The following is a 25,325-nucleotide window of genomic DNA, read 5'->3' as shown; positions in this document are numbered from 1 at the left end:
TGTGCTGACCCTTGACGAGATCACCGAGCTGTTCCATGCAAACGGTGCGGTTCAGTACGGGGCCGAGGCCGTTACCCAGCAGCAGCATGCGCTGCAGTGCGCACACCTGGCTGAGCAGGCCGGCGCTACGCCGGCGTTGATCGCGGCCGCGCTGCTGCATGACCTGGGGCACCTGCTCGCACCCGAACAGCGCCCCAAAGCTGCCAGCGCGGACGACCTTCACCAGTTCATGGCCTTGCCGTTTTTGCGGGGTGTGTTTCCGGAGGCGGTATTGGCACCCATTCGCATGCACGTCGATGCCAAGCGTTATCTGTGCCGCGTGGACCCAAGCTACTGGTCCGGTCTGTCGCTGGCTTCCAGAAGAAGTCTGGTGTTGCAAGGCGGGCCGTTCTCGGCGAATCAGGCGCATGCCTTCATGGCCCAGGCGTTTGCAGCCGATGCGGTGGCGCTCAGGCGCTGGGACGATAGCGCTAAAAGCCCGGAGGCCTCAACGCCCAGCTGGACGCACTATGCCGCTGTGCTTCAGCGCGCGAGCTGCGCGGAGTCGGCCTCGGCAAGGTAGTTCGCCAGCTGCCGGCCAGCGTCGGCCAGCTCGCCGTTATTGACGATCACACAGTCGGCGGACAGACCATGGAAATCCGCGTTGCGCTCCATGCGCCGTGCCACCGCTTCGGCGCTGTCGCGGCCGCGTTTGTGCAGGCGCTGTGCCAGTGCTTCGGGGTCTGCGGTGATGTGAACCACCCGCACATCGGTCGAGACCGGCATATCCCTGACATGTTCGCGCGATCCATTGACCACCACCCGTCGTCCGGCACCGACCGCCTCGCCGTACGCTCTGGCGATGCCGTAGGAATAGTCGTGGGCCCGCCAGTGCCAGCTCAGGCCGCCGGTTTGCAACAACGTGGCAAAAGCCGCAGACGTCAGCGCGTCGTGGTCCGAGCCCGCATGCACCGGCCGGGTGACAAATCGCCGGGCGAAGACGATGTCTCTGCGCACTGCCAGGGCCTGTTGCGCATAGGCCATCACGCTATCTTTACCTGAACCCGAGGGGCCGCAGACAAACACCCAGGCACCACTTTGCTGATGGGCGCTCATGCTGACAGCCGAAGGTCGATGACACGCCGAAACGGCGCGCCCGAATCGTGCTCGACAAACAGGCAGAGCCGGTCCAGTGCCAGCGGCGCCTGAGCGTTCAGGGCTGCAAGGTTGGCGGCAGTGGCCAGGCGCACGCGCTGGGCCATCGCGTCATCGACCGGGCCGGTCAGCGTCATGTGAAAGCGGAAGCGCTCCAGCACGTAGGGATACCCATACAGGGCCAGCAATTCGGCTTCACGGGCATCAAGACCGGCACTGCGGCGCCGCGCCAGATCGGCCTCGCTCAGCGGCGCGCGCAGATCGTCGAGTCCGGCGACGCAGGCGGTGGCCAGGGTATGCAAGCCTGCAGGCGCCGCCTCGGGAACCAGGGCCACAAAGTTGCCCAGCGTGGCAAGCTGCAGCGGTCCCAGCGCAACTGGCGACAGTGCCTGCGCGAGACGCCCGAGGCGCGCGACCAGGTCGGCCTCGTTGTGGCCGTCAGACAGGTGGAACGGGGCTTTGAGCGTGGCGTGAAAGCCATAACGGCGCGGCTCGGCCGTGATCGTTTGCAACTCTGCCGGGGCGATACCGGCTGCCTCGGGCTGGGACAGTGTCCTGTTGTCGTGTTCATCGCGTCCCAGCCAATGCGCACCGAAGGTCCACCAGGCGGAGTGTTTGGCCGGCGAGAAATAAATCGCATAACGCGGGCTCATGCGCCTTCTCCCCCGTCCTGACCGGCGCTGACCACCAGTTGCACCCGATCACCGCAGAAAACCGTCTCGCCGTATTTGATGGGCCGACCGTCCATGTCCACGTCCAGGCATTCGACGCAGAGCACCGGCCGGTTGGTGGCCTGCTTGAGCAGGCGTGCGGTTTCATCGGAGGGCATTTGCGTGGTGATGCGACTTTCAGCGCGCAGGTAATCGACCACCCCGAAGTGGCGCAGGATGTCGGTGGTGCCGGTTCCGTCGTTCAGCATTTCCAGCAGCCCGGTAAAACGCGCGGCGGGGTAATACGCGGTGGCCAGGGCGATGGGCTGGTTGTTGGCTTCGTCGAGCATCTCCACCATCAGTACCTTGGCGTTTTTTGTCAGCTGGAGTTCCTCGGCGGCGCGTTCGGGCGCAGGGATTTCCCGGGCGGTCAGCAACTGTTTGCTTGGAAGTAGGCCCTGGCGCTGCAGGTTTTCGCTGAAGCGGGTCCGACGCGACAACACGTAGTCGAGCAACTCGTGCTGGACAAAGGTTCCGCGTCCCGGTTCGATACGCACCAGCCCGTCGAGTTGCAGCGCGGCGACGGCCTGGCGCACGGTGTGTCGGTTCACACTGAAACGCTGCGACAACTCGTTTTCACTGGGGAGGCGACCGCTGGCGGTGAATGCGCGGTTACGGATTTCCGTGCTCAGTGTGTCTGCAATCTGCTTCCACACCGCCACGCCGCTGCGCCGGCCGGGCGCACTTGAAAGAGCTCGTTCGCTTGTCATCATTTGGTCATGTTGTCCGGTTGAACTAGGGTTCTCTTGCATTTGCGTGCTGCCTCTTGCACTGCCTTCAACTCTAGTGACTGATTTAGACATCTGTATGACAAACCAGGACATTCATGAAAACCAGCGTGCCCGCCAGCGCTGGCTGGGCGTGTTATCGCGCGCTGGCCGGGCCGAGCTGGAGCAGGCGCTGACGACGCTCGCCGATCTGCCGCCCATCGAACAGGTGCGACCGCCCGAGCCTGGCATGGTCATGCTGCGCGGCCGGGTCGGTGGCACCGGTGATGCCTTTAACCTCGGCGAAGCCACCGTCACGCGCTGCGCGCTGCGGGTGGGGACCAGCGCGCTGGGCGTGGGCTACACGCTGGGGCGCGACCGCCGCAAGGCCGAGCTGGTGGCCTTGTTCGACGCCTTGCTGCAGGACGAGACGCGGCAGGCCCGGCTTCAGCGGGAAGTGATTGCGCCCATGCATCAACGGCAGGCGATACAGCGCGAAGCCACCAGCCGTGCAGCCGCCGCTTCGAAAGTCGAATTTTTTACCTTTGTCCGGGGTGAGGCATGAATCCACAAGCGATAAGCGCGGGTTTTGGTGATCCGGTGCATGAGGCCCAGGCGGCCTTCCGTGCCGTGCTGGAAGCGCTCTCCCGGCCAGGGCAGCGCATGGCCATCGGCCGGCCCGTCCCCGGTCTGGGCCTCGGCCCTGCGATGGCCCACCTGCTGCTTGCCCTGACCGATGACGATACGCCGGTCTGGTGGCAGCAGCCGGGCAGCGCGGCGGACTGGCTGCGTTTTCATACCGGCGCGCGTGTTGCGGCGGCGCCTGCGCACGCGGCTTTTGCAGTCATCGGCGATGTGGCCGCGATGTCAGCGCTGGAGGCTTTTGCGGCTGGTTCGGCGGAATCGCCGGAACAGGCGGCCACCCTGCTGGTCGAGGTCCCGTCGCTGAGCGAAGGCCCGCCGGTGGAGTGGCACGGACCCGGCATCCGCGACATGCAGACGGTCCGCCTCGCCGGCCTGCCCGACAGCTTCTGGACCCAGTGGCAGGCCAACCATGCGGCCTTCCCGCAAGGGGTGGACATTGTTTTTACCTGCGCGGATGCCGTGCTGGGTTTGCCGCGCACCACCCGTGTGCGGCGGTTGGAGGGAATTTAGTCATGTATGTCGCAGTCAAGGGCGGCACTGCCGCCATCGAAGCCTCCTGGCGCCTGCTGGCCGCGCAGCGCCGCGGGGACACTTCTCTGCCTGTCCTCTCGGTGGGGCAGATCCGCGAGCAGTTGCCGCTGGCGGTGGACCGCGTGATGTCGGAAGGATCTCTGTACGACCCGGAGTTGGCGGCACTTGCGATCAAGCAGGCCGGCGGCGATCTGATCGAGGCGATTTTTCTGCTGCGTGCCTACCGCACCACCTTGCCACGTTTCGGCTACAGCCTTCCGCTGGACACCGCCCGCATGGCGCTGACGCGGCGTGTGTCTGCGACCTTCAAGGATGTGCCCGGTGGCCAGGTGCTCGGCGCGACCTACGACTACACCCAGCGCCTGCTGGACTTCGCGCTGCTGGCCGATGGGGACGGCGATGATGTGTCAGGCACGCCGGCGGAAGCAGCGCAGGTCTTGCCCGACCACATGCCGCGCATCAATGAACTGATGGCGCGCGAGGGTTTGATGGAAATACCGCAGCCCGGCGCCCAGGAGCCGCCCGGCGACCTGACACGCGATCCGCTGATGTTCCCGGCGGACCGCCCGCTGCGCCTGCAGGCGCTGGCACGTGGCGACGAGGGCTGGCTGCTGGCACTCGGTTATTCGACCCAGCGCGGTTACGCCAACAGCCATCCGTTTGCCGGTGAAATCCGGCGCGGCAGGGTTGCGGTGGAAATCCAGGCCGACGAGCTCGGATTTCCCATCGACATCGGTGAGGTCGAGCTGACCGAGTGCCAGATGATCAACCAGTTTGCCGGCAACCGCGAGCATCCGCCCCAGTTCACCCAGGGCTACGGTCTGGCCTTCGGCGGCGCCGAGCGAAAAAGCATGGCGATGGCGCTGGTGGACCGGTCGCTGCGCGCGCGTGAGCTCGGCGAGCTGGCGACCTCACCCGCACAGGACGAGGAGTTTGTGCTATCGCATGCCGACAGCCTCGAGGCCTCGGGCTTTGTGCAGCACCTGAAGCTGCCGCACTACGTCGATTTTCAGTCCGAACTGGAGCTGGTACGCAAGCTGCGTGCTGCCCACGCACAGGAAAAACTGGCCGTTCAAGGCGAACCCGGTCCGGGTCAGGCCGCCACCACGATACAGAAGGCCGCATGATGGACGAGAACTACAACTTCGGCTTTCTCGACGAGCGCACCAAGAAGATGATTCGCCGGGCCATGCTCAAGGCCGTGGCCATTCCCGGCTACCAGGTGCCCTTCGGCTCGCGCGAGATGCCGTTTGCCTATGGCTGGGGCACCGGCGGCGTGCAGGTGACCGCCAGCATCATCGGGCAGGGCGATGTGCTCAAGGTGATCGACCAGGGTGCCGACGACACCACCAATGCGGTCAATATCCGGCGATTTTTTGCGCGCACCACCGGGGTGAAAACCACCGAAAGAACCACAGCGGCCAGCATCATCCAGACCCGGCACCGCATCCCCGAGCTGGCATTGAAGGAAGGCCAGACCATTGTTTATCAGGTGCCGATGCCGGAGCCGCTGTTTCGCCTGGAGCCGCGCCGCCGCGAAACCATCACCATGCATGCACTGGCCGAATACGGCCTGATGAACGTGAAACTTTACGAGGACATTGCGCAGCTCGGCGCGATCTCCAAGACCTACGACTACCCGGTGCTGGTCAACGGGCGTTACCTGACCTCGCCGTCGCCAATACCGAAATTCGACAACCCCAAGATGAACATGAATCCAGCGCTGCAACTGTTCGGGGCGGGGCGGGAAAAGCGCATCTATGCGATTCCGCCCTATACCGAGGTGCGCAGTCTGGACTTTGAAGACCACCCGTTTGAGGTGCAACGGTGGGACCATGCCTGCGCGCTGTGCGGCGCGGCCGACAGCTTTCTCGACGAAATGATTGTGGATGACGCTGGCAGCCGGCTGTTTGTCTGTTCGGACAGCGACTACTGCGGCGAGCGCCGCGATGCCGGCCATACCGGCACGCAGCAGGCGGTGCAGATGCCCGATGTGCTGGCGCGCGCCGGCGCGGAGGGCGCGCGATGAAAAATGATTTGTTGCTTTCGGTGCGCGGCGCTGGCAAACAGTTCATGCAGGCTAACCGCATGCGGTGGGCCTGCCGAGATGTGAGTTTTGATCTTTACCCCGGCGAGGTGCTGGCAGTGGTCGGTGAATCCGGGTCCGGCAAATCCACCTTGCTGCGTTTGCTGGCCGCGCGTCTGGCCTGCGATGCGGGCTCGGTGCACTATGACCTGCGCGATGAGGCCGGTGCCGCTGGCGCCGCGCCAGCCCGCGGTGAAGCTGGTCTGGTCAATCTCGCTGATTTGTCTGAAGCCCGCCTGCGCTGGTTGGCCCGCACCGACTGGGGGTTTGTCGAGCAGCACGCACGCGACGGCCTGCGCATGAACGTCTCGGGTGGCGCCAACATCGGTGAACGCATGATGGCCCTGGGCAGCCGCCACTACGGCAAGCTGCGCGGACAGGCGCTGGACTGGATGCAGCGTGTCGAGCTTGACGTGGACCGCATCGACGACCTGCCGGGCACCTACTCGGGCGGCATGCAGCAGCGTCTGCAGATCGCGCGCAACCTGGTCACGCACCCACGGCTGGTCTTCATGGACGAACCGACCACCGGCCTCGATGTGTCGGTGCAGGCGCGCCTGCTGGACCTGCTGCGCGAGCTGGTGGACCAGTTGCAACTGGCTGCGGTGATCGTGACCCACGACCTGGCCGTCGCCCGTTTGCTGGCGCACCGCATGCTGGTCATGAAAGACGGGCAGGTGGTCGAGCAGGGATTGACCGACCGCGTGCTCGACGACCCGCAACATGCCTACACGCAATTGCTGGTGTCCTCGGTACTCACGCCCTGAGCTTTGTTGACAACAACCCCCTGATCGCCCCCATGACTGCCCTGCTTGAAACCACTCAACTGTCAAAAACCTTCACCCTGCACGGCCGCGGCGGGCTGGCGCTGCCGGTGTTCTCTGGCATAGACCTTAGCGTCATGGCCGGCGAATGCCTGGCGTTGACTGGCCATTCCGGCAGCGGCAAAAGCTCGCTGCTGCGCTGCCTCTATGGCAACTATGGCGCCAGTGCCGGTGAGGTGCGTGTGCGCCACGATGAGGCCTGGGTCCGCCTCTCACATGCAGAACCGCGCGAGGTTCTGGAGGTGCGGCGCCGCACCCTCGGTTATGTGTCGCAGTTCTTGCGCGTGATTCCGCGTGTCTCGACGCTGGACATCGTGGCCGAGCCCTTGCGCCGCCTCGGTGTGGCGGCCGACGAGGCGCGCGCAGAGGCGGCGCGGTGGCTGGCGCGGCTGAACGTGCAGGAGCGGCTGTGGCATTTGCCACCTGCAACTTTTTCAGGGGGTGAGCAGCAACGCGTCAACATTGCCCACGGCCTGATCGCCGGCCAGCCGGTCTTGCTGCTCGACGAACCGACCGCGTCACTGGATGCCGACAACCGCGCCGTGGTGGTGGAGCTGATCCGGGCCGCTCGGGCTCGTGGCGCCGCCATCATCGGCATTTTTCACGACGACGAAGTTCGCGAAGCGGTGGCCAGCCGCTGCTTTGATGTCGAACAACATCGCCCCTCCCACTGAATCGGACATCCACATGACACAACGCATCATCAAGAACGCAAGAATCGTTACCGCCGACGAGGAGTTCACCGGTTGTCTGGTGATTGAGGGGCAAAACATCCACTCCATCGACCGCGGCGATACCTCGGTTCCGGCGGCCGAGGACTGGGCCGGCGACTGGCTGCTGCCTGGCCTGGTCGAGCTGCACACCGACAATCTTGAAAAACACCTGGTGCCGCGTCCCGGTGTGTTGTGGAATGCCCACTCGGCTACCGTGATGCATGACGCTTTGTGCGCGGCTGCCGGGATCACCACCGTGCTCGACTCCATCGTGATCGGTGACATGGACCGCGGCGGCGCCCGTAGCCAGACCCAGCATGTCTCCATCCAGGCGTTGCATGAGTGCCGGGGCGAAGGCCTGCTGCGTGTCGACCACCTGCTGCACCTGCGCTGCGAGATCTCGGCACCCGACATCGTCGAGGTGTTTGAACGCTACGCCGACGACTCCTTGCTCGAACTGGTCAGTGTCATGGACCACACGCCGGGCCAGCGCCAGTGGCGCGACCTGACCAAATACCGGCGATATTCCGAGCGGTATGGCCGCTTCGATGATGCACAGTACGAGGCGCTGGTGGCGGAACTCACGGCGCACCAGTTGCGTTATGCCATTCCCAACCGCGCCGCCGTGATTGCCGCCAGCCATGCGCGCGGCTTGCCGCTGGCCAGCCACGACGACACGGAAGTCGGCCATGTGGAACAGGCCAGCGAGGAAAACATCGCGATCTCCGAATTTCCGACCACGGTGGCCGCTGCGCAGGCGGCACGTGACGCGGGCATCGCGATCGTGATGGGCGGCCCCAACCTTGTCAAAGGCGGTTCGCACTCGGGCAATGTGTCGGCCGCCGAGCTGGCCAGTCTGGATCTGCTGGACATCTTCTCGTCGGACTACGTGCCTGCCAGTTTGCTGCAGTCGGCTTTTTTGCTGTGCGAGAGCGCTGGCTGGAGTTTGCCCAAGGCCGTCAACACCGTCACCCGCAACCCGGCCCGTGCCATCGGCCTGACCGATCGCGGCGAGCTGGCGCCGGGCCTGCGCGCTGACCTGATTCGCGTGCGCAAAAGCGCTGGCATGCCCATCGTGCGTGGCGCCTGGCACCAGGGTGAACGGGCCTTTTAGGGACCCTGGCTGTGGGACACAGCGACGTGTGTGTCAGCCAGGCGCCTACAGGTGATCTGGCTGCCTGCTGACTAGCCCAAAATTGCCGGCTCTCCTACAGTCACAGCCATCCACACACCGCTGTGCCACCCACCCAGGAGCTGCCATGAGAATCGATACCCCACACGCCAATCCCTTTGCGCTGATGATGGCGCCCCAGCAGGTGCTGGAGGCGATGGAGAAGTCGGATTCGCTGCGCCGCTTGCAGCACCAGGTGTTTCACCCGCTGGATACCCGTGCTGCGTTTCAGGCCGATGCTGACCTGGCGGCGTTTGATGCGGCCATCGAGCGCGCCAATATTGTGCTACCGCCCGAGTCCGACGAAGTCCTTTAAGTTTTGGCGGCCGCCGAGGCCTTGACCGGCTCGCGCATGGTCACAAACTCTTCGGCCACCGTCGGGTGGATGCCGATGGTGCTGTCGAACACGGCCTTGGTGGCGCCGGCCTTCATCGCCACCGCAAAACCCTGAACAATTTCTCCGGCATCCGGGCCCACCATGTGCAGACCGACCACCCGGTCGGTCGCATCGTCCACCAGCAGTTTCATCAGCGTGCGTTCACTGCTGCCGCTTAGCGTGTGTTTGAGTGCCTTGAAGTCGGCGCTGAACACGGTGACCTTGCCGAACTCTTTGCGCGCATCGGCTTCTGAAAAACCGACCGTGCCGATATTCGGGTGTGTGAACACCGCCGTTGGCACAAACTCATAACTCATGCTGCGCGGCTTCTTGCCTGCAGCCGCGCCCAATAAATGGTCGACGACCACCATGGCTTCGCCCAGCGCCACCGGCGTCAGTTGCAGGCGCGCTGTCACATCGCCGAGCGCATAGACCGAAGGCACGGAGGTCTGGTAGTGGCGGTTGACCTCGATGGCACCTTTGGCATTGAGTTTGATACCGGCGGCTTCCAGTCCGAGACCGTTGGTGTTGGGCACGCGGCCGGTGGCATACAAAACAGCGTCCACCGTACAGGCTGAGGCGCCGCCCTTGAGTTCGACCGTCAGGCCATCGGAGGCTTTGCCGATGGCGGCGACTTCAGCGCCAAATTGCAACCGCACGCCGGTTTTGGCCATCTCGGCGGCGACAAAACTGCGCACGTCGTCGTCAAAACCGGTGAGCAGCTTGTCGCCGCGGTGCACCTGGATGACCTCGGCGCCCAGGCCGTTAAAGATGGAGGCAAACTCGCAGGCAATGTAGCCACCACCAACCACCAGCAGGCGCTTCGGGAAGGGCGTCAGGTCGAACATCTGGTCCGAGGTCAGGACATGTTCGCGACCGTTCACGGCCGGCACGGTCGGTGTGCCGCCGGTGGCTATCAGGATGTTTTTGGCAGTGAATGTTTTTTCATCGACCTTCACCGTGTGGCCGTCCACCAGCGTGGCCCAGCCGGTGATGATGGTCACGCCCGCGCCAGCCAGCAGACCCTGGTAAATACCATTCAGGCGCGTGATCTCTTTGGCGCGATTCGCCTTGAGCACCTCCCAGTTGAACACAGGGGCTTCGCCGGCCCAGCCAAAACCGTGTGACTCCTCAAAGGCTTCGGCGTAGTGCGCGGCATAACTGTAGAGTTTTTTCGGGATGCAGCCGACGTTGACGCAGGTGCCGCCCATGGCCGCCACCTCGGCCAGCGCCACCCGCGCACCACGTTGCGCCGCCATGCGCGCGGCCCGCACACCGCCGCTGCCGCCGCCGATAACAAACAAGTCGTAGTCAAAATTTTGCATGGATTTCTTTTTGGGGAATTCTTGCCGTGAAGTAGCTGAGCATGCCCGCAGCGCCTTGAACCTGCACTGTGCAGGGGTTTTGATATCAAAATGATAGCTGCTTGCGCTGGGTACATATGGGCTGGAGGCCGATTTGAGTCATAAAATCGCCGGGCGGCCGTGTATCAGGGCCGAAATTCCCTGAGCGCGTGTCTGGTCCAGTCGATGAAGATCCGCGCTCGCATGGGCAGCATCCTGGCATGCGGGTAGACCAGGTTGATCGGCTGGGACGGCGGCTCAAAGTCCTCTAGCACGGTGCGCAGCGCTTTGCTTTTCAGAAAAGGCGCGACCTGGTAGGAGAAAAAACTGCCCGGACCGATGCCGGCAACGCAGGCGGCCACGGCCGGGGCGATTTGGTTGAACTCCAGATTGCCATTGATGGCCAGGCGCAGTTGCCGGCCCTGGTCGTTGAATGGCCCCCAGGTGGGGCCTTGGTCGGTCACACGCACGCAGTTCGCCTTGAGCAGGTCTCTGGGGTGTTTGGGCACACCGTGGAGCCGCAGCCAGGCGGGGCTGGCGACCACCAAGCGGCGGATGCGGCCCACCGGCTGGGCGACCAGTGTGGAGTCGTCGAGCTCGCCAATTCGAATGCCCACATCAATGCCCTCTTCAAGCAGATTGACCACGCGGTCCAGCAGCAGCATGCGGCAATGCATGCCGTCGTACTTTTGCACAAAACGCGTCACTGCGGGCGCGACATGCATTTGACCGAACAACACGGGTGCGGTGATGCTGAGCAGGCCTCTCGGCTCCGCTGCTTCCCGCGTCAGGACACTTTCCGCGTCGTCTACGGCGGCCAGCACATGGCGGCAGCGATCCAGATAATGACGGCCTTCCTCCGTCAGTGAGATGCGCCGCGTCGTGCGATTGAAGAGACGCACGCCCAATTGCAACTCCAGCCCGGCCAGCGCGCGAACAACTGCGGGCAGCGACGAACCCAGCACGCCTGCGGCAGCGGTGAGGCTGCCATGGTCGGCTATTTGCACAAATGTGTGCATGGCTTTGAGCTTGTCCATGCGGCATATTAATCCGAAAAACGGAATAGTTAAATTCAGGTTATGGCATTTATTTCATAAATCAGCTGAAACATACTTTGCAAACCGGCTGCTCATCGGGTAGCCGGCCCGATTTTTCTGGCAACCACCACCTTGAGAGATTTTCATGACGCTTTATCGCAGTACCGACCTTGACGGCCTCAAAATTTTCTATCGCGAGGCTGGCGACAAGCGTCACCCGACGCTTGTGTTGTTACACGGTTTTCCGGCATCGTCATTCATGTACCGGGAGCTGATGGAACGGCTTGCCGATCAGTTCCATGTAATCGCGCCGGACTACCCCGGTTTTGGTTATAGCGATGCGCCATCGTCGCAAGCGTTTTCCTACACCTTCGACCACTTGGCTGATGTCATCGAGAAATTCACAGACCAGCTCGGGCTTGAGAAATACGGCCTTTACATGCAGGACTTCGGTGGGCCTGTTGGGTTTCGTGTCGCAAGTAGACGCCCAGAGAAAGTCTCGTTCCTGGTGGTTCAGAACGCCAACGCCTACGAAGAAGGATTGCCTGATAGTTTCTGGGCGCCGGTTCGGGCTTTGTGGCAAGACCCGTCGCCAGGCAATTTCGAAAAGATCCGCGAGGCAAGCATGTCGCCAGCCACCCTCGAGTGGAACTACACGCATGGCGTGAAGGATTTGGAGCGTATCAGTCCGGACAGTTGGCTGATGCAGCGTGCCTTGCTGGACCGTCCTGGCAACAAGGACGCCATGCTGGCCTTGCTTTATGACTACCGCACCAACCCGGCTTGCTACCCCCAGTGGCAGGCGTATTTCCGCCAGAGCCAGCCACCGACGCTGATTGTCTGGGGCAAGAACGACCTTATTTTTCCGGCGGCCGGCGCCTATCCCTTCCAGCAGGACTTGAAGAACATCGATTTCAATTTATTGGATACAGGCCATTTCGCACTGGAAGAGCAGGGCGAGATCATCGCGGCCCACATCAAGCGTTTTTTCAAAAATACGTTGACCACCTGACGGTTTACGACTTGCCAGCTGAGGAGATTTCAATGAGCTTGAGGCGCGCGCCTGTGTCGGCCCCCACAGCAGCGGGCCTGGTGCTGTCCCGTGCCGTGGTGGTGTTGTTTGCGATAGCCTGCGGGCTTGCCGTTGCCAATGTCTACTACGCGCAGCCGCTGCTGGACACGATGGCGGACGAGTTTGGGATCAGCCATGCGATGGTTGGCATCATCGTCACCATCACGCAGATCGGTTATGGCCTGGGGCTGCTGCTGGTGGTGCCGCTGGGTGATCGTCTGAATCGCCGTCGTCTCGTCGTCGGCCAGTCGCTGCTGTCGGTGATCGCGCTGCTTGTTGTTGCGTCAGCTCCAACAGGCGCTGTGCTGCTGGCCGGCATGGCGGCCGTCGGGGTGTTCGCCGTCGTGACTCAGGTCCTGGTGGCCTACGCGGCCCTATTGGCGCAGCCAGCGGAAAGGGGCCGCGTGGTCGGCAGCGTGACCAGCGGCATAGTCGCCGGCATTCTTTTGGCCCGCACCGTGGCCGGCACCTTGTCGGATCTCTTCGGCTGGCGTTCGGTCTATCTCGTCTCTGCTGTTGCAACCTTGCTCGTCTCAGGCCTGCTGTACAGGGCGCTCCCTCGACAAATAATCCCCAACACGCGGGTCTCCTATCCACGGTTGATTGGGTCCGTCTTCACTTTGTTCATCGAGGAACCGGTGCTGCGCATCCGGGCCATCCTCGCGCTGCTGGTTTTTGCCGCGATCACTGTGTTGCTGACCCCAATGGTGTTGCCGCTGGCAGCAGCGCCTTTCTCGCTGTCGCACACCGAGATCGGCCTGTTCGGACTTGCCGGCGCAGCCGGCGCATTTGGCGCTTCGCGCGCCGGAAGCCAGGCAGACCGCGGTTACGCACAGCGAACCACGGGTGTCGGCCTGGCGATCATGCTGCTGTCCTGGCTGCCAATTGCTTTGCTTCCGTATTCGCTGTGGGGCCTGATCGTGGGTGTCGTCGCCATCGATTTCGGGCTCCAGTCGGTCCACGTTACCAACCAAAGCCTGATCTACCGCTTGCGTCCCGAGGCACAGAGTCGTCTTGCCGCTGGCTACATGATGTTTTATTCCATCGGCTCTGCCGCTGGATCGATCATGTCGACGCTTGTTTATGCACTAGCCGGCTGGAACGGCGTCTGCCTGGTGGGCGCAGCGATCAGTACACTGGCTCTCTTGTTCTGGGCGCTGACCCGCCATCTGACGCCGGCAGCGGCGGGGTACTGAGATGGCGCCCATGCCCTTATCGCGAGACGAATCAGCAGACGCACAAGTGTTTCATGAAGGCGAACGCGCTGTGCAAGAGCGGTTTGGCGTGCAAGAGCAATTGGCGGCAGTGGGACGCAATGCGATTCGGGACTTGATGTCCGAGCAGCATCGTGAATTTTTCAGCCAATTACCCTTCTTAATCGCCGGAACGGTTGATGCGCGGGGCCAGCCCTGGGCTTCCGTCCTGGCGAATCCACCAGGATTTATCGCGTCGCCGGACCCGCAGCACCTGGTGGTGCGGGCGCAGCCGCTGCAAGGCGATCCCTTAAATGACAGCTTGACCGATGGCGCGCCCATCGGCTTGTTGGGTTTGGAGCCGCAGACACGGCGGCGCATCCGAATGAATGGCGTGCTGCGTCAAGTCTTTGCGTTTGAGTTTTCGGTGGAAGTCAGCCAGAGTTTTGGCAACTGCCCCAAATACATCCAGGCGCGTGAGCCGGTGTATGTGAACGACCGCGCCGACGCCACTGCGCTTGTGCACGAGTCACCGCAACTGGACGACGCGGCGCGCCGCATCATCAAGTGTGCCGATACGTTTTTCATCGCGACTGGCTATGCCGGTGACAGCGCGCAGGCCGGCCGCGCCGGCGGGGTGGATGTGTCGCACCGTGGTGGCAGCCCCGGCTTTGTGCGCGTGGCAGCCGATGGCACGCTGACCGTGCCGGACTATGCCGGCAACTTTTTCTTCAACACCCTGGGAAATATCGCGGTAAATCCGCGTGCCGGGCTGCTGTTCATTGATTTTGACAGTGGCGACCTGCTGTACCTGGCGGTCACAGCCAGCATGGTCTGGGACGGTCATGAACTGCAGCAGTTCGAGGGTGCACAGCGCCTGCTGCGCTTGCAGGTGCTGTCGATGCGCCGCGTCGAGGCGTCGTTGCCGCTGCGCTGGGGTCCGGCGGAGTTGTCGCCTTATCTTGAGGTAGCGGGCCGGGACTGACGGGTGTGGCTGGCCCATTCGATGCTGGCGACACAAATCGCCAGCCAGGCGGCGCCTGAGGCAAAACCGGCCAGCACATCGGTGGCGAAATGCACCTGCAGGAAGATCCGGCTGCAGCCCACGCTGAAGGCGATGGCGGCGGCCAGCAGCACCAGCGGCAGGCTGGCGCGCCAGGCCAAGGCCGGCGGCAGGCTGCGTATCAGCACATAGGCGAGCATGCCGTAGAGGACAACCGAGCCGGAGCTGTGTCCGCTCGGAAAACTCCAGCCCTCGGCCTGGATCAGGCCGCCCTCGTGCAGCGGCCGGGTCCGGGCAAACACCGCCTTGAGGGTGGTGTTGAGCAGGGCGTTGCCGCCGACCGCCAGCAACCAGGCCAGCGCCAGCCAGCGCTGGCTGCGCAGCAGCAGCGCGGCCGCCACCACGACACACACCAGGCTCAGGGTGGCGGTGTCACCGAGCCGGGTGATCCATGCAAAGGCTTGCACGGCCCAGGCTGCGGTGTGCTCGCGCACGGCGTCTGAAAACAGCTGGTCGAGCTGGCCGGCGCGTTCACCGTCGCCCAGTTCTTCCGCGATGCCGGCAAACAGCGTTGCACCGCCGACCAGTACCACAAAGCCTGCTGCGAGTCGGATCAACAGATAGACGCCGGGGCTCAGGGGGCTGGTTTCGCGCGGCAGCGCATAACGCTGCGCCAGCCACCACAGCGCGGCTGTCAGCGGCAGCAGCAGCGCCAGCAGCGCGGCAAACAGCAGCAGGGCATGGGCGCCCAGGGTTGAAACGAGCGCGGTGGAAAAATCGTCAGCAGGCATGGCAGCAGGTTCAGGCGGTTTCAAAAAGTGTCGCCGTTTTGCGCTCCCAGCTTAAGGCTTGGGAGCCCGACCCGACTTTTGCGGTGGCTGCAGAGCTCTGTGCCAGAGCTGAATGCTATCAATACAGTAGCTTCTTGCGCTTGCTGGCTATGGGCTGGGTGCCGATTTGACCTGCATTTTCGATACAGGGCGATGGCGTGCTGCTGGCGCCGTGCAAGGTCTCCTGACCTTCCTCGGGATGGCGAAAAAGCGCCAGCGCCGATAATCGACCCATGACTTCTTCCCCTTCGACCTCCGGCGCAGCAAGCACTGACTTCAATTCGCTCCCGCTCAACCCTGCGATGCAGGCCAACCTGCAAACCCTCGGCTACCTCGCCATGACGCCGATCCAGGCGGCCAGCCTGCCGCTGGCGCTGGCCGGCAAGGACATCATCGCGCAGGCCAAAACCGGCAGCGGCAAAACCGCCGCCTTTGCGATTCCCCTGCTGGCCAACCTCAACGCGCGGCGTTTTGCGGTGCAGGCCATGGTGCTGTGCCCAACGCGCGAACTGGCCGACCAGGTCGCCACTGAAATCCGCCGGCTCGCGCGCGCCGAGGAAAACATCAAGGTGGTCGTGTTGTGCGGCGGTGTGCCACTGCGCAACCAGACCGCCAGCCTGGAAAACGGCGCGCACATCGTGGTCGGCACGCCGGGCCGCATCATGGACCACCTGGCGCGCGGCCACCTGACGCTGGAAGCCATGAACACGCTGGTGCTTGACGAGGCCGACCGCATGCTGGACATGGGTTTTTTCGAGGACATCGTCACCGTCGCCAAACAATGCCCGAAAGAGCGCCAGACCCTGCTGTTCTCGGCGACCTACCCGGAAGGTATAGCCAAACTGAGCCAGCAATTCATGAAAACGCCGCAGACCATCACGGTACAGGCCCAGCATGAAAAAACCAAAATCCAGCAGCGCTGGTACCAGGTGCCCGACAGCGACCATGATGAAGCCCGCCTCGGTGCCGTCGCCCAGGTGTTGCGCCACTTCCGCCCGGCCAGCACGCTGGCCTTTTGCAACACCAAGTCGCAGTGCCGTGCGCTCGTGGCTTATTTGAAGGAACAGGGTTTCAGCGCGCTGGCCCTGTTCGGCGAACTTGAGCAGCGTGAGCGCGACCAGGTGCTGGTGCAGTTTGCCAACCGCAGTTGCTCGGTGCTGGTGGCCACCGACGTGGCGGCACGCGGGCTGGACATCGCACAACTCGCGATGGTGATCAATGTCGACGTGACGCCGGACGCCGAGGTGCACATTCACCGCATCGGTCGCACCGGCCGGGCTGATGAAGAGGGCTGGGCCATCAGCCTGGCCAGCATGGACGAGATGGGTTACGTCGGAAAAATCGAGGTGTTGCAGAAGGCCGAGTCCGAGTGGCACAAGCTCGGCGAACTGACTTCTGCCAGCAACGAGCCGCTGCTGCCGCCCATGGTGACCCTGCAGATTGTTGGTGGCCGCAAGGAAAAAATCCGCGCCGGCGACGTGCTGGGCGCCTTGACCGGGGATGCCGGCAACATTCCCCCCTTCACGCGCGAGCAGGTCGGCAAGATCAATGTCAACGAGTTCTCGACCTATGTGGCAGTGGAGCGCGCGTTGGCCAACCAGGCGCAGCAAAAGCTCGCCAATGGCGGCGTCAAAGGCAAAAGCGTGAAGGTACGTTTCATGGACGAGGTGTGAGCGGCAGCCCCGCCACAAGCGACGGGCCGGGCCGATCAGGGCTGGCCGTGGTGGTGGGCGCCGGCGGCGGGCTGGGCGCGGCTTTGGTGGCGCAACTGCAGCACGCGGGGCGTTACGACCAGGTTGTGAGCCTGGGGCGCGCGAGCGAGATCCACCTCGACTACGCAGACGAGAGCAGCATCGCCGCTGGCGCCCAGGCCGTCGCCGGCCTCTGCGCCGAGTCCGGGCTCGCTTTGCGCCTGCTGCTGGTTGCGACCGGTTTCCTGCACGGGCAGCAGGGTCAGCCTGAACGCGGTTGGCGTCACCTTGATGCCGCTTACCTGCAACATGTTTTTTTGGTCAACACGGTCGGACCGGCGCTTCTGATCAAACATTTCTTCCCGCTGCTGCCGCGGCAGGGGCGCTGCGTGGCCGGCTTTGTGTCGGCACGGGTTGGCAGCATCGGCGACAACGCGCTGGGCGGCTGGTATGGCTACCGCGCATCGAAGGCGGCGCTGAACCAGCTGGTCAAGACCGCGGCCATCGAGCTCACGCGCAGCAACCGGGAAAGCATTTGTGTGGCGCTGCATCCCGGCACGGTGGACACGCCGCTGAGCCAGCCCTTCGCCAAAACCGGGCTCACCGTGCGACCGCCGCAGGAAGCTGCCGGCGATTTGCTGGCGGTGCTTGCCGGTCTGGCGCCGGCGTCAACCGGGGCTCTTGTGGACTACCGCGGGCAGACCTTGCCTTTTTGAGAATTCTGATCCAGATGGGGCGTCAGCCCTTTCCTGGATTGAGTCGGTAGCTATAAAAAAGAGAGTAAATAGAAGCTCCTCGGGACGGGCTCCAACCGTCTGTAGGCGGAGGTGCTGCGCGCGTGTCAGGCGCGGTGGCAGCCCTTTATGGGGCGCTGCCGCGAGTTGGCGGCAGGGTCATTGTTTGTCTTCACAATCAATCTCGGGCGGTGATGCCCGGCCGCGGCGGCTGCTGCCGTTTTCGCACCTCACCCTTTTTCCCTCTCAATTTTTGCACCCAGCGCCTGCTGGCTGCCGCACCTTTTCAGGAAGCTCCCCATGGTCAGGCTTAAATTTTCGATTGAACTCGCATACCAGGTGGCCGACGCCGGGTGCGACTTTGTGTTCAACATCCACGCGGCGCAGACGCGCCAGCAGGTCGTGGTGTATGAGACCCTGGGCATCAGCCAGGTGTTGCAGCCCGACATCCATACCGACGCTGTCAGCCACAACCGCTACCTGCGCTTTCATGCAGCGCCGGGAGCGCTGACGGTGAACTACGCAGCGACAGTGGATGTGCACCACTTCCGCGAGTCGCCAGACAACCTGTCCGAGATTGGCGTGTTGCAGCTGCCCGGCCAGGTCTTGCCTTACCTCTACCCCAGCCGTTATTGCCAGTCCGACCGGCTGCACCGGCTCGCGGTCAAGGAATTCGGCCACCTGCGCCAGGGTTACAGCCGGGTGCTGGCGATTCGCGACTGGGTCAACCAGCGCGTGACCTTCACCTCCAACAGTTCGACCGGCTACACCACGGCGGTGGACACGCTGATCGACGAAGCTGGCGTCTGCCGCGACTTTGCGCACCTGATGATTGCGCTGTGCCGCGCGGTCAACATCCCGGCGCGTTTTGTCAGCGGCATCGACTACGGCGCCGACCCGGCGCTGGGCCCGACCGACTTCCACGCTTACGTGGAGGTGTATGTGGGGCATCGCTGGTACCTGTTTGATCCCTCGGGCACGGCGATTCCCATGGGGTTCGTCCGGTTTGCCACCGGCCGCGACGCAGCGTCGGCTGCGTTTGCCACGATGTTCGGGGGTGTCAGTTCTTCAGCGCCGGTGATCAGCATCGAGGCCCTGCCCGACGATGGCGGTAACCTGGTACTGCCCGAACATACCAACGAAGCGCTGTCGACAGCAGGCGTGGACGATTAGGCCCCACGTTGGCTCACCGAGTTTTCCGTTCGTTCTGAGCGTTTCGAAGGATGCGCCTGCGGCGCGGTCCTTCGACGAGCTCATGACAGGCCGAAGCCAGTTTTGCGCCGGCTGGGCAAGAGAAGGGCGCGCGGGTTGTCAGGCGCTTGGCGTGATCGCAGCGCGCCGACGCCGCTCCATCCAGGCCTGCAGTTCGCCGACCACCCCTTTGCGGAAGGCCAGCACGCAGATCACGAAAATGACGCCGATGATCACGGTGACCCAGGAGCCGACCTTGTCGGCCAGCAGGTTCTGCAGCGAGATCACGATGCCCGCGCCGAACACCGGTCCGAAGAAGGTGCCGACGCCGCCCAGCAGGGTCATCAGGATGACCTCGCCCGACATGGACCAGTGCACGTCCGACAGGGTGGCAAAACCCATCACCAGGGTTTTGAGCGAGCCGGCCAGACCCGCCAGCGCGGCGGACAGCACGAAAGCCAGCAGCTTGTAACGGTCGACGTTGTAGCCCAGCGAGATGGCGCGCGGCTCGTTTTCACGGATCATCTTGAGTACCTGGCCGAAGGGCGAGTGCACGACGCGCGAGATGAACAGGAAGCAGGCCACAAAGACGGCAACGACCAGGTAATACATCGCGGTGTCGGATCCAAGAGAGAACATGCCGAACAAGGCGCCGCGCGGTACGCCCTGCAGTCCGTCTTCGCCCCCGGTAAAGGACGCCTGCAGGCAGACAAAGTAGATCATCTGCGCGATCGCCAGTGTGATCATGGCGAAGTAGATCCCCTGACGACGGATGGCGACGGCGCCGACCATCAGACCGAGCAGGCCAGAGGCCAGCACACCGGCTGCAATCGCCAGTTCGGGTGTCCATGCCTGCGACTTGATGAACCAGCCGGTGACATAGGCGGCCGAACCGAAAAATGCCGCATGGCCGAAAGACAGCAGGCCGGTGAAGCCCAGCAGCAGGTTGAAAGCGCAGGCAAAAATCGCGAAGCACAGCAGCTTCATGACAAACACCGGGTACAGCCCCAGCATGGGCGCGATCAGCGCGAGGATCAACAGCGCAATGTAGGTGATGCGTGTCAGCTTGGCGGCGCGGGTCATCAGTTTGTCGTAGGCGGTGGGTTGGATGGTTGTGGTCATGGTCATGCCTCTTTGCCGAACAGCCCGGCTGGCCGGATCATCAGTACGATCACCATGACGACGAACACCACGATGCTGGAAGCTTCCGGGTAGAACACCCGTGTCAGCCCTTCGACAATGCCCAGTCCGAGGCCGGTCAGGATGGAACCCATGATGGAGCCCATGCCGCCGATGACCACGACGGCAAACACCACGATGATCAGGTTCGAACCCATCAGCGGGTTGACCTGGATGATGGGCGCGGCCAGCACGCCAGCCAGTCCGGCCAAAGCGGCGCCGGCGCCGTAGGTCAGCATCACCATCAGCGGCACGTTGATGCCGAAGGCCTGCACCAAGGCGGCATTTTCAGTGCCGGCGCGCAGGTAGGCGCCCAGCCTGGTGCGTTCAATCAGGTACCAGGTGCCCAGGCAGACCACCAGCGAAACCAGCACCACCCAGGCGCGGTAGTTGGGCAGGATCATGAAGCCGAGGTTGGTGGCGCCCGACAGCAGCTCGGGGACGTTGTAGGACTGGCCGGAGACGCCGTACAGTTCGCGGAAAATGCCTTCGAGAATCAGTGACAGACCGAATGTCAGTAACAGGCCGTACAAAGGGTCCAGCCCGTACAGGTGTTTCAAAAAAAGGCGCTCGATCACGACGCCGAGAATGCCGACGACGAGCGGGGCAAGGATCAAGGCGAACCAGTAGTTCACCCCCCATTTGTCGAGCATGATCCAGGCGGCAAAGGCGCCCAGCATGTAGAGCGCGCCATGCGCGAAGTTGACGATGTCCAACAGGCCGAAGATAACCGCCAGGCCCAGGCTGAGCATGGCGTAGAACGCGCCGTTGACCAGACCCAGCATCAGCTGGCCGAGAAAGGCTTGGTGGGGAATGCCGAAAATTTCCATGGAGACCCGTCAGTTCACGCGCGAGAGAATAAGGACGTTAAAAACGAATAAAACAGAAGTGGCCGGCCGCAACGCGACCGGCCACCTTGGCTTAGCTTACTTTTTGACCAGCGCGCACTTGGAGTCGGCCAGGGTGGTGAAGGCCTGGTCGCCCGGTATCTTGGCGACTGTCTTGTAGTAGTCCCACGGTGTGGTCGATTCCTTGCTCGACTTGACTTCAAACAGGTACATGTCGTGGATCATGCGGCCGTCGGCGCGGATCTGGCCCTTGTTGTAAAAATCGTCGATCTTCATGCCCTTGAGCGTGGACATCACCTTGTCGGCGTCGGTCGTACCGGCGGTCTTGACGGCGTTCAGGTACTGCGTTGCGGCCGAATAGTCGGCTGCCTGCAGGCTGGACGGCATGCGCTTGTACTTGTCAAAGAAACGCTTGGCAAACTTGCGCGAGGCATCGTCCTGGTTCCAGTACCAGCTGTCGGCGAGCTGCAGACCCTGCGTATTGGCCAGACCCAGGCTGTGCACGTCGTTGATGAACACCAGCAGGCCGGCGACCTTCATGGTCTTGTTGATGCCGAATTCCTTGGCGGCCTTCATCGCGTTGGTGAAGTCGCCGCCGGCGTTGGCCAGGCCCAGGATCTGGGCTTTGGACGACTGCGCCTGCAGCAGGAAGGACGAGAAGTCGGAAGCGTTCAGCGGATGCCGCACGGCGCCGGCGACGGTGCCGCCATTGGCCTTGACCACGGTGGAGGCGTCACCTTCAAGCGAATAACCGAAGGCATAGTCAGCCGTCAGGAAAAACCAGTTCTTGTTGCCGGCCTTGACCAGGGCATTGCCGGCAACCTTGGCCAGCGCCACGGTGTCGTAGGCGTAATGCACGGTGTAAGGCGAGCAGTCTTCGTTGGTCAGACGGGCCGAACCGGCACCGATCACGATGAAGGGGCGCTTCTTTTCGGACGCGACCTTGGACATGGCCAGTGCAGTGCCCGAGCTGGTGCCACCCATCAGCATGGACAGGCCGTCCTTGTCGATCCATTCGCGGGCCTTGGAGCTGGCGACGTCGGCTTTGTTCTGGTGGTCGGCTGTCAGCACTTCGATCGGACGGCCCAGCACCTTGCCGCCGAAATCCTGTGCCGCCCATTTGATCATTTCACCGCCGGCAGGGCCGTCGATATCGGCGTACAGGCTGGACATGTCGGTGATGAAGCCTATCTTCACGGGGCCGGTGTTCTGCGCGTAAGCAGCGGCGCCGAAGCCTATGGCCAGTGCGGCAACGAGGGTCTTGAGTTTCATGGGGTCTCCTTGGGTTGTGGTCGAAAGCGGAAAATAGGGTGAGGGGTGGAGCGGACGCTTGTCAGACACCCAGGTATTCCTGCAGCATGCCCATGTTCTGGGTCAACTCATTCTGGGCAAACTGTTTGACGATGGTGCCGTGCTCCATCACATAAAAACGGTCGGCCAGCGGTGCGGCAAAGCGGAAATTCTGCTCGACCAGCACGATGGTGTAACCCTTGGCCTTGAGCGTGAGAATCATCTCGCCGAGCTTTTGCACGATGACTGGCGCCAGGCCTTCAGAAATTTCATCAAGCAGCAGCAGGCGGGCGCCGGTGCGCAGGATGCGCGCGACCGCCAGCATCTGCTGCTCGCCGCCGGACAGGCGTGTGCCGGGGCTGGACGCGCGCTCCTTCAGGTTGGGGAACATGTCGTAGATCTCGTCCAGGCTCATGCCCCCCGGTCCAATGGTCGGCGGCAGCATCAGGTTCTCCTCGGCCGTCAGGCTGGCGAAGATGCCGCGTTCTTCAGGGCAATAGCCGACGCCCAAACGCGCGACCTTGTGCGGCGGCAGTTTGATGGTTTCTTCGCCCTGGATGCGAATTGAGCCTTTGCGGGTGCCGGTCAGGCCGACGATGGCGCGCATGGTGGTGGTGCGACCGGCGCCGTTGCGCCCCAGCAGGGTGACGACTTCGCCTTCGTGCACGGTCAGGTTGACGCCGTGCAGCACATGCGATTCACCATACCAGGCGTGCAGGTCCTCGATTTTCAGGAGTTCCTTCGACATCAATGAGCCCCTTGCAACTCGGTGTTGGCTGTGCCCATGTAGGCCTCGATCACCAGCGGATTTTTCGAGACATCGGCATAGGGGCCGTCGGCAATGATGGCGCCGCGCTGCAGCACCGTGATGCGGTCGGCAATCGAGGCCACCACGTTCATGTTGTGCTCCACCATCAGGATGGTGCGACCGGTCGATACCTGTTTGATCAGTTGCGTCACGCGGTCCACGTCTTCGTGGCCCATGCCCTGGGTCGGTTCGTCCAGCAGCATCAGCTCGGGCTCCAGTGCCAGTGTGGTGGCGAGCTCCAGCGCGCGTTTGCGGCCGTAAGGCAGGTTGACGGTCAGCTCGTCGGCGAAGTCCTGCAAATCGACCTCGGCCAGCAACTGGCGCGCCCGTGCATGCAGATGAAACAGCGTGCTTTCGGCTTTCCAGAAGTGAAACGAGGTGCCGAGGTTGCGCTGCAGCGCGGCACGCACGTTCTCCAGCACCGTCATGTGCGGAAAAACGGCCGAAATCTGGAACGAACGCACGATGCCGCGCCGCGCCGTCTGGGCCGGCTGCTCGGTCGTGATGTCGCTGCCGTTGAAAAGAATGGTGCCCGATGTCGGGTGCAGAAATTTGGTCAGCAAGTTGAAGAAAGTCGTCTTGCCGGCGCCGTTGGGTCCGATCAGGGCGTGAATGTGCCCGCGCTGGACTTTCAGGTCCACCTGGTTGACGGCCACGAATCCCTTGAATTCCTTGGTCAAACCCCGCGTCTCAAGAATGAACTCCGCTGGCAAATTGCTCTCCGGCTATTTAAATCGAATCAGCGAACGCGCAGGTCCGCCACAAGAAAGGGGGATGCTAACGAGTTGCGATGGCCGGCGCCAGCGGGTTAGGACTTAGGTAGTTTTACTTGCAGTGTTTTGAGGGCAAAAAATGACGGCCTTGGGCGCTGCTGAACGATGGCTCAACGCGCGTGGGTGACCCCGCCATCAACCACCAGCGTGGAGCCGACCACGTAGTCGCCGGCACGCGAGGCCAGGTAAATCGCAGCGCCAGCCATGTCGGCGTCTTCACCAACGCGACCGGCGGGAACGCGGGCTGCCACCGCCTTGCCATGGTCGCGCGCGTCCTTGTTCATGTCGGAGGCAAAAGCCCCTGGCGCGATGGCGGTCACGACAATGTTGTCCTCGATCAGGCGCAGCGCCATGCGGCGCGTGAGCTGGATCAGACCGGCCTTGCTGGCCGCGTAGGAATAGGTTTCCATCGGATTGACTGAAATGCCGTCGATGGAGGCGATGTTGATGACCTTGGCCGGCCGCTGCGCAGCCGCCTTTCGCAGCAGCGGTGCCAGCGCCTGGGTCAGGAAAAAGGGCGTCTTGAGGTTCAGGTCCACGACCTTGTCCCAGCCGCTTTCGGGAAACTCGGCAAACGGTGCGCCCCAGGCCGCGCCGGCGTTGTTGACCAGGATGTCGAGCTGACTTTCATGCCTTGAAAACGCGGCGACCAGGCCGGCGATGCCTTCCTGGGTGGACACGTCGGATGGAAGTGAGACGCAGTGGCCCTGGCTGGAGAGTTCTTTGGCGGTCTGGTCGCAAGCGGCCGCTTTACGTGCCGAAATGTAAACGCGAGCGCCCTGCGCCAGAAAACCCGCGGCAATCATGCGGCCTATGCCGCGCGATCCGCCGGTGATCAACGCGGTGCGGCCCTGCAGGGAAAAAAGATCTTGCATGCTGTGCTCCTTGTCGTGGGGGGCTGGATCTCAGCCCGATGCGGCGCAGCTTAGCGCGGACGGCCGGGGCAAGCGGTCACCTGGGCGTCTGGGGTGGGTAGCTGTGCGCGGAGCCGTGTATTGTCAATATCTGGATAAAAATGGCCTGTGGCCCATGTTCCACAAGGGTAGGCAGCTATCAAAAACAGAGCGTAGGGTGACAGGGCACGGGTGCTTCACAGGTGCCTCGAATTGCGAATGCGGGTTTCTCCTACAGCGCTGGCGTCGCAGTCCGCTAAGGTGGGCTGCCCAGCTAGCGCAAAGGAGCAAGCATGCGATTGGACATTTACCGCCGTGCCGAATCGGGGCACCGTTATTCGTATCTGGCCGTGCCCGAGGGTCGGGTGATTCCCGAGGAAGCCACCAACACCGACTGGGAGACCGAAGCCCGTGGACTCGAAGGTGGCGCGCATGCCGAGCAACTCGGCAAATACGCGATCACCGGACTGGAGCAGCAGATCGGTGAAAAAGGGTATGCCATCACCAGTGTCCATGCGCGGGTGGACGCTGGCGACTGAGCAG

The 25,325-nt window shown here is 63.0% G+C and carries 28 protein-coding genes; 16 read left to right on the top strand and 12 right to left on the bottom strand.

The annotated features are described in order from the left end of the window. Position 1: 1 nt before the first annotated feature. Entirely contained in the window at positions 2-562 is a 561-nt protein-coding gene (locus ACH2CW_RS05495; RefSeq protein WP_395055889.1) for a phosphonate degradation HD-domain oxygenase, read from the top strand. Here the strand turns inward: ACH2CW_RS05495 and phnN are convergent. The 3 genes from phnN to phnF are packed head-to-tail and all read right to left on the bottom strand — an operon-like array spanning position 523 to position 2,554. After that, the gene (gene phnN / locus ACH2CW_RS05490; RefSeq protein WP_395055887.1) at positions 523-1,095 is read right to left on the bottom strand and encodes a phosphonate metabolism protein/1,5-bisphosphokinase (PRPP-forming) PhnN; all 573 of its coding nucleotides are present in this window, start codon (positions 1,093-1,095) and stop codon (positions 523-525) included. The genes ACH2CW_RS05495 and phnN overlap by 40 nt on opposite strands. Continuing rightward, a complete protein-coding gene (locus ACH2CW_RS05485; protein WP_395055885.1) occupies positions 1,092-1,787 on the bottom strand; it encodes a DUF1045 domain-containing protein in 696 nt (231 codons plus the stop codon). The genes phnN and ACH2CW_RS05485 overlap by 4 nt, the downstream gene beginning before the upstream one ends. Then, positions 1,784-2,554 (bottom strand): phosphonate metabolism transcriptional regulator PhnF, encoded by a 771-nt coding sequence (gene phnF, locus ACH2CW_RS05480; protein ID WP_395055883.1) that lies wholly within the window; start codon positions 2,552-2,554, stop codon positions 1,784-1,786. Before phnF ends, ACH2CW_RS05485 begins: the two co-directional genes overlap by 4 nt. Before the next feature lie 97 nt (positions 2,555-2,651). Here phnF and phnG point away from each other — a divergent pair, with 97 nt between their 5' ends. The 8 genes from phnG to ACH2CW_RS05440 all read left to right on the top strand — a co-directional run bounded on the left by phnG (position 2,652) and on the right by ACH2CW_RS05440 (position 8,837). Beyond that, positions 2,652-3,116: a phosphonate C-P lyase system protein PhnG gene (gene phnG / locus ACH2CW_RS05475; RefSeq protein WP_395055881.1), complete on the top strand. Its 465-nt coding sequence runs from the start codon at positions 2,652-2,654 to the stop codon at positions 3,114-3,116. After that, positions 3,113-3,706: a phosphonate C-P lyase system protein PhnH gene (phnH, locus tag ACH2CW_RS05470; protein ID WP_395055879.1), complete on the top strand. Its 594-nt coding sequence runs from the start codon at positions 3,113-3,115 to the stop codon at positions 3,704-3,706. Before phnG ends, phnH begins: the two co-directional genes overlap by 4 nt. Positions 3,707-3,708: 2 nt before the next feature. Then, on the top strand, positions 3,709-4,854 hold the full coding sequence (locus ACH2CW_RS05465; protein ID WP_395055877.1) for a carbon-phosphorus lyase complex subunit PhnI: 1,146 nt from the start codon (positions 3,709-3,711) through the stop codon (positions 4,852-4,854). Then, positions 4,851-5,756, top strand: coding sequence for an alpha-D-ribose 1-methylphosphonate 5-phosphate C-P-lyase PhnJ (locus ACH2CW_RS05460; protein WP_395055875.1), 906 nt, complete (start codon positions 4,851-4,853; stop codon positions 5,754-5,756). Before ACH2CW_RS05465 ends, ACH2CW_RS05460 begins: the two co-directional genes overlap by 4 nt. Positions 5,757-5,800: 44 nt before the next feature. Beyond that, a complete protein-coding gene (gene phnK, locus ACH2CW_RS05455; protein ID WP_395056149.1) occupies positions 5,801-6,580 on the top strand; it encodes a phosphonate C-P lyase system protein PhnK in 780 nt (259 codons plus the stop codon). Between the two features lie 32 nt (positions 6,581-6,612). After that, on the top strand, positions 6,613-7,311 hold the full coding sequence (gene phnL, locus ACH2CW_RS05450) for a phosphonate C-P lyase system protein PhnL (RefSeq protein ID WP_395055873.1): 699 nt from the start codon (positions 6,613-6,615) through the stop codon (positions 7,309-7,311). A 13-nt stretch (positions 7,312-7,324) separates the two neighbouring features. Next, positions 7,325-8,464 carry an alpha-D-ribose 1-methylphosphonate 5-triphosphate diphosphatase gene (locus ACH2CW_RS05445; protein WP_395055871.1) on the top strand — a complete coding sequence of 380 codons (1,140 nt, stop codon included), beginning with the start codon at positions 7,325-7,327 and terminating at the stop codon, positions 8,462-8,464. 145 nt (positions 8,465-8,609) lie between these two features. Then, the gene (locus ACH2CW_RS05440) at positions 8,610-8,837 is read left to right on the top strand and encodes a hypothetical protein (RefSeq protein WP_395055869.1); all 228 of its coding nucleotides are present in this window, start codon (positions 8,610-8,612) and stop codon (positions 8,835-8,837) included. On the opposite strand, the gene gorA is transcribed toward ACH2CW_RS05440, so the two are convergent. Together gorA and ACH2CW_RS05430 are read right to left on the bottom strand one after the other, a co-directional pair. Then, the gene (gene gorA / locus ACH2CW_RS05435; protein ID WP_395055867.1) at positions 8,834-10,222 is read right to left on the bottom strand and encodes a glutathione-disulfide reductase; all 1,389 of its coding nucleotides are present in this window, start codon (positions 10,220-10,222) and stop codon (positions 8,834-8,836) included. The genes ACH2CW_RS05440 and gorA overlap by 4 nt on opposite strands. Positions 10,223-10,386: 164 nt before the next feature. After that, positions 10,387-11,277 carry a LysR family transcriptional regulator gene (locus tag ACH2CW_RS05430; RefSeq protein WP_395055865.1) on the bottom strand — a complete coding sequence of 297 codons (891 nt, stop codon included), beginning with the start codon at positions 11,275-11,277 and terminating at the stop codon, positions 10,387-10,389. Between the two features lie 145 nt (positions 11,278-11,422). Between ACH2CW_RS05430 and ACH2CW_RS05425 the strand changes: the two genes are divergently transcribed. The 3 genes from ACH2CW_RS05425 to ACH2CW_RS05415 are packed head-to-tail and all read left to right on the top strand — an operon-like array spanning position 11,423 to position 14,527. Next, positions 11,423-12,289, top strand: coding sequence for an alpha/beta fold hydrolase (locus ACH2CW_RS05425; protein ID WP_395055863.1), 867 nt, complete (start codon positions 11,423-11,425; stop codon positions 12,287-12,289). A 32-nt stretch (positions 12,290-12,321) separates the two neighbouring features. After that, positions 12,322-13,545 carry an MFS transporter gene (locus tag ACH2CW_RS05420; RefSeq protein ID WP_395055861.1) on the top strand — a complete coding sequence of 408 codons (1,224 nt, stop codon included), beginning with the start codon at positions 12,322-12,324 and terminating at the stop codon, positions 13,543-13,545. 10 nt (positions 13,546-13,555) lie between these two features. Next, positions 13,556-14,527: a pyridoxamine 5'-phosphate oxidase family protein gene (locus tag ACH2CW_RS05415; RefSeq protein ID WP_395055859.1), complete on the top strand. Its 972-nt coding sequence runs from the start codon at positions 13,556-13,558 to the stop codon at positions 14,525-14,527. Here the strand turns inward: ACH2CW_RS05415 and ACH2CW_RS05410 are convergent. Further along, positions 14,500-15,336 carry a phosphatase PAP2 family protein gene (locus ACH2CW_RS05410; RefSeq protein WP_395055857.1) on the bottom strand — a complete coding sequence of 279 codons (837 nt, stop codon included), beginning with the start codon at positions 15,334-15,336 and terminating at the stop codon, positions 14,500-14,502. The two genes, ACH2CW_RS05415 and ACH2CW_RS05410, sit on opposite strands and share 28 nt — an antisense overlap. A 272-nt stretch (positions 15,337-15,608) precedes the next feature. On the opposite strand from ACH2CW_RS05410, the gene dbpA reads away from it, so the two are divergent. The 3 genes from dbpA (at position 15,609) to ACH2CW_RS05395 (ending at position 18,973) form a co-directional block, all read left to right on the top strand. Next, entirely contained in the window at positions 15,609-17,048 is a 1,440-nt protein-coding gene (dbpA, locus tag ACH2CW_RS05405) for an ATP-dependent RNA helicase DbpA (RefSeq protein WP_395055855.1), read from the top strand. After that, positions 17,045-17,782 (top strand): SDR family NAD(P)-dependent oxidoreductase, encoded by a 738-nt coding sequence (locus ACH2CW_RS05400; RefSeq protein ID WP_395055853.1) that lies wholly within the window; start codon positions 17,045-17,047, stop codon positions 17,780-17,782. The genes dbpA and ACH2CW_RS05400 overlap by 4 nt, the downstream gene beginning before the upstream one ends. 318 nt (positions 17,783-18,100) lie before the next feature. Beyond that, positions 18,101-18,973 carry a transglutaminase family protein gene (locus tag ACH2CW_RS05395; protein WP_395055851.1) on the top strand — a complete coding sequence of 291 codons (873 nt, stop codon included), beginning with the start codon at positions 18,101-18,103 and terminating at the stop codon, positions 18,971-18,973. 138 nt (positions 18,974-19,111) lie between these two features. Here ACH2CW_RS05395 and ACH2CW_RS05390 read toward each other — a convergent pair whose 3' ends face one another. The 6 genes from ACH2CW_RS05390 to ACH2CW_RS05365 form a co-directional block, all read right to left on the bottom strand. Then, the gene (locus tag ACH2CW_RS05390) at positions 19,112-20,074 is read right to left on the bottom strand and encodes a branched-chain amino acid ABC transporter permease (RefSeq protein WP_395056147.1); all 963 of its coding nucleotides are present in this window, start codon (positions 20,072-20,074) and stop codon (positions 19,112-19,114) included. A gap of 41 nt (positions 20,075-20,115) precedes the next feature. Next, positions 20,116-21,000, bottom strand: a complete 885-nt coding sequence (locus tag ACH2CW_RS05385) for a branched-chain amino acid ABC transporter permease (RefSeq protein WP_395055849.1) — start codon at positions 20,998-21,000, stop codon at positions 20,116-20,118. A 96-nt stretch (positions 21,001-21,096) separates the two neighbouring features. Continuing rightward, complete coding sequence (locus tag ACH2CW_RS05380; RefSeq protein ID WP_395055847.1) at positions 21,097-22,290, bottom strand: ABC transporter substrate-binding protein; 1,194 nt, start codon at positions 22,288-22,290, stop codon at positions 21,097-21,099. Positions 22,291-22,351: 61 nt separating this feature from the next. Then, positions 22,352-23,056 (bottom strand): ABC transporter ATP-binding protein, encoded by a 705-nt coding sequence (locus tag ACH2CW_RS05375; protein ID WP_395055846.1) that lies wholly within the window; start codon positions 23,054-23,056, stop codon positions 22,352-22,354. Beyond that, positions 23,056-23,829, bottom strand: coding sequence for an ABC transporter ATP-binding protein (locus ACH2CW_RS05370; RefSeq protein WP_395055844.1), 774 nt, complete (start codon positions 23,827-23,829; stop codon positions 23,056-23,058). The genes ACH2CW_RS05375 and ACH2CW_RS05370 overlap by 1 nt, the downstream gene beginning before the upstream one ends. 170 nt (positions 23,830-23,999) lie before the next feature. After that, positions 24,000-24,764, bottom strand: coding sequence for an SDR family oxidoreductase (locus ACH2CW_RS05365; RefSeq protein WP_395055842.1), 765 nt, complete (start codon positions 24,762-24,764; stop codon positions 24,000-24,002). 311 nt (positions 24,765-25,075) lie between these two features. Between ACH2CW_RS05365 and ACH2CW_RS05360 the strand changes: the two genes are divergently transcribed. Further along, on the top strand, positions 25,076-25,321 hold the full coding sequence (locus tag ACH2CW_RS05360) for a DUF6139 family protein (RefSeq protein WP_395055840.1): 246 nt from the start codon (positions 25,076-25,078) through the stop codon (positions 25,319-25,321). Positions 25,322-25,325 lie beyond the last annotated feature (4 nt).

The organism is Polaromonas sp., from assembly GCF_043778355.1.
Classification (GTDB): Bacteria; Pseudomonadota; Gammaproteobacteria; order Burkholderiales; family Burkholderiaceae_C; genus Polaromonas.
The sequence above is the reverse complement of the archived record's forward strand: the minus strand, read 5'-3'. Positions and strand labels throughout refer to the sequence as shown.

What these genes read in the sequence shown, in the direction of transcription:
- ACH2CW_RS05420 (WP_395055861.1), top strand. Translation starts at nt 12,322, where the DNA reads ATGAGCTTGAGGCGCGCGCCTGTGTCGGCCCCCACAGCAGCGGGCCTG.
- ACH2CW_RS05410 (WP_395055857.1), bottom strand. Translation starts at nt 15,336, where the DNA reads ATGCCTGCTGACGATTTTTCCACCGCGCTCGTTTCAACCCTGGGCGCC.
- phnG (WP_395055881.1), top strand. Translation starts at nt 2,652, where the DNA reads ATGACAAACCAGGACATTCATGAAAACCAGCGTGCCCGCCAGCGCTGG.
- ACH2CW_RS05465 (WP_395055877.1), top strand. Translation starts at nt 3,709, where the DNA reads ATGTATGTCGCAGTCAAGGGCGGCACTGCCGCCATCGAAGCCTCCTGG.
- ACH2CW_RS05375 (WP_395055846.1), bottom strand. Translation starts at nt 23,056, where the DNA reads ATGTCGAAGGAACTCCTGAAAATCGAGGACCTGCACGCCTGGTATGGT.
- ACH2CW_RS05425 (WP_395055863.1), top strand. Translation starts at nt 11,423, where the DNA reads ATGACGCTTTATCGCAGTACCGACCTTGACGGCCTCAAAATTTTCTAT.
- ACH2CW_RS05440 (WP_395055869.1), top strand. Translation starts at nt 8,610, where the DNA reads ATGAGAATCGATACCCCACACGCCAATCCCTTTGCGCTGATGATGGCG.
- ACH2CW_RS05360 (WP_395055840.1), top strand. Translation starts at nt 25,076, where the DNA reads ATGCGATTGGACATTTACCGCCGTGCCGAATCGGGGCACCGTTATTCG.
- ACH2CW_RS05485 (WP_395055885.1), bottom strand. Translation starts at nt 1,787, where the DNA reads ATGAGCCCGCGTTATGCGATTTATTTCTCGCCGGCCAAACACTCCGCC.
- ACH2CW_RS05415 (WP_395055859.1), top strand. Translation starts at nt 13,556, where the DNA reads ATGCCCTTATCGCGAGACGAATCAGCAGACGCACAAGTGTTTCATGAA.
- phnN (WP_395055887.1), bottom strand. Translation starts at nt 1,095, where the DNA reads ATGAGCGCCCATCAGCAAAGTGGTGCCTGGGTGTTTGTCTGCGGCCCC.
- dbpA (WP_395055855.1), top strand. Translation starts at nt 15,609, where the DNA reads ATGACTTCTTCCCCTTCGACCTCCGGCGCAGCAAGCACTGACTTCAAT.
- phnF (WP_395055883.1), bottom strand. Translation starts at nt 2,554, where the DNA reads ATGACAAGCGAACGAGCTCTTTCAAGTGCGCCCGGCCGGCGCAGCGGC.
- gorA (WP_395055867.1), bottom strand. Translation starts at nt 10,222, where the DNA reads ATGCAAAATTTTGACTACGACTTGTTTGTTATCGGCGGCGGCAGCGGC.
- phnH (WP_395055879.1), top strand. Translation starts at nt 3,113, where the DNA reads ATGAATCCACAAGCGATAAGCGCGGGTTTTGGTGATCCGGTGCATGAG.
- ACH2CW_RS05430 (WP_395055865.1), bottom strand. Translation starts at nt 11,277, where the DNA reads ATGGACAAGCTCAAAGCCATGCACACATTTGTGCAAATAGCCGACCAT.
- ACH2CW_RS05460 (WP_395055875.1), top strand. Translation starts at nt 4,851, where the DNA reads ATGATGGACGAGAACTACAACTTCGGCTTTCTCGACGAGCGCACCAAG.
- phnL (WP_395055873.1), top strand. Translation starts at nt 6,613, where the DNA reads ATGACTGCCCTGCTTGAAACCACTCAACTGTCAAAAACCTTCACCCTG.
- ACH2CW_RS05395 (WP_395055851.1), top strand. Translation starts at nt 18,101, where the DNA reads ATGGTCAGGCTTAAATTTTCGATTGAACTCGCATACCAGGTGGCCGAC.
- phnK (WP_395056149.1), top strand. Translation starts at nt 5,801, where the DNA reads ATGCAGGCTAACCGCATGCGGTGGGCCTGCCGAGATGTGAGTTTTGAT.
- ACH2CW_RS05445 (WP_395055871.1), top strand. Translation starts at nt 7,325, where the DNA reads ATGACACAACGCATCATCAAGAACGCAAGAATCGTTACCGCCGACGAG.
- ACH2CW_RS05385 (WP_395055849.1), bottom strand. Translation starts at nt 21,000, where the DNA reads ATGGAAATTTTCGGCATTCCCCACCAAGCCTTTCTCGGCCAGCTGATG.
- ACH2CW_RS05390 (WP_395056147.1), bottom strand. Translation starts at nt 20,074, where the DNA reads ATGACCCGCGCCGCCAAGCTGACACGCATCACCTACATTGCGCTGTTG.
- ACH2CW_RS05380 (WP_395055847.1), bottom strand. Translation starts at nt 22,290, where the DNA reads ATGAAACTCAAGACCCTCGTTGCCGCACTGGCCATAGGCTTCGGCGCC.
- ACH2CW_RS05365 (WP_395055842.1), bottom strand. Translation starts at nt 24,764, where the DNA reads ATGCAAGATCTTTTTTCCCTGCAGGGCCGCACCGCGTTGATCACCGGC.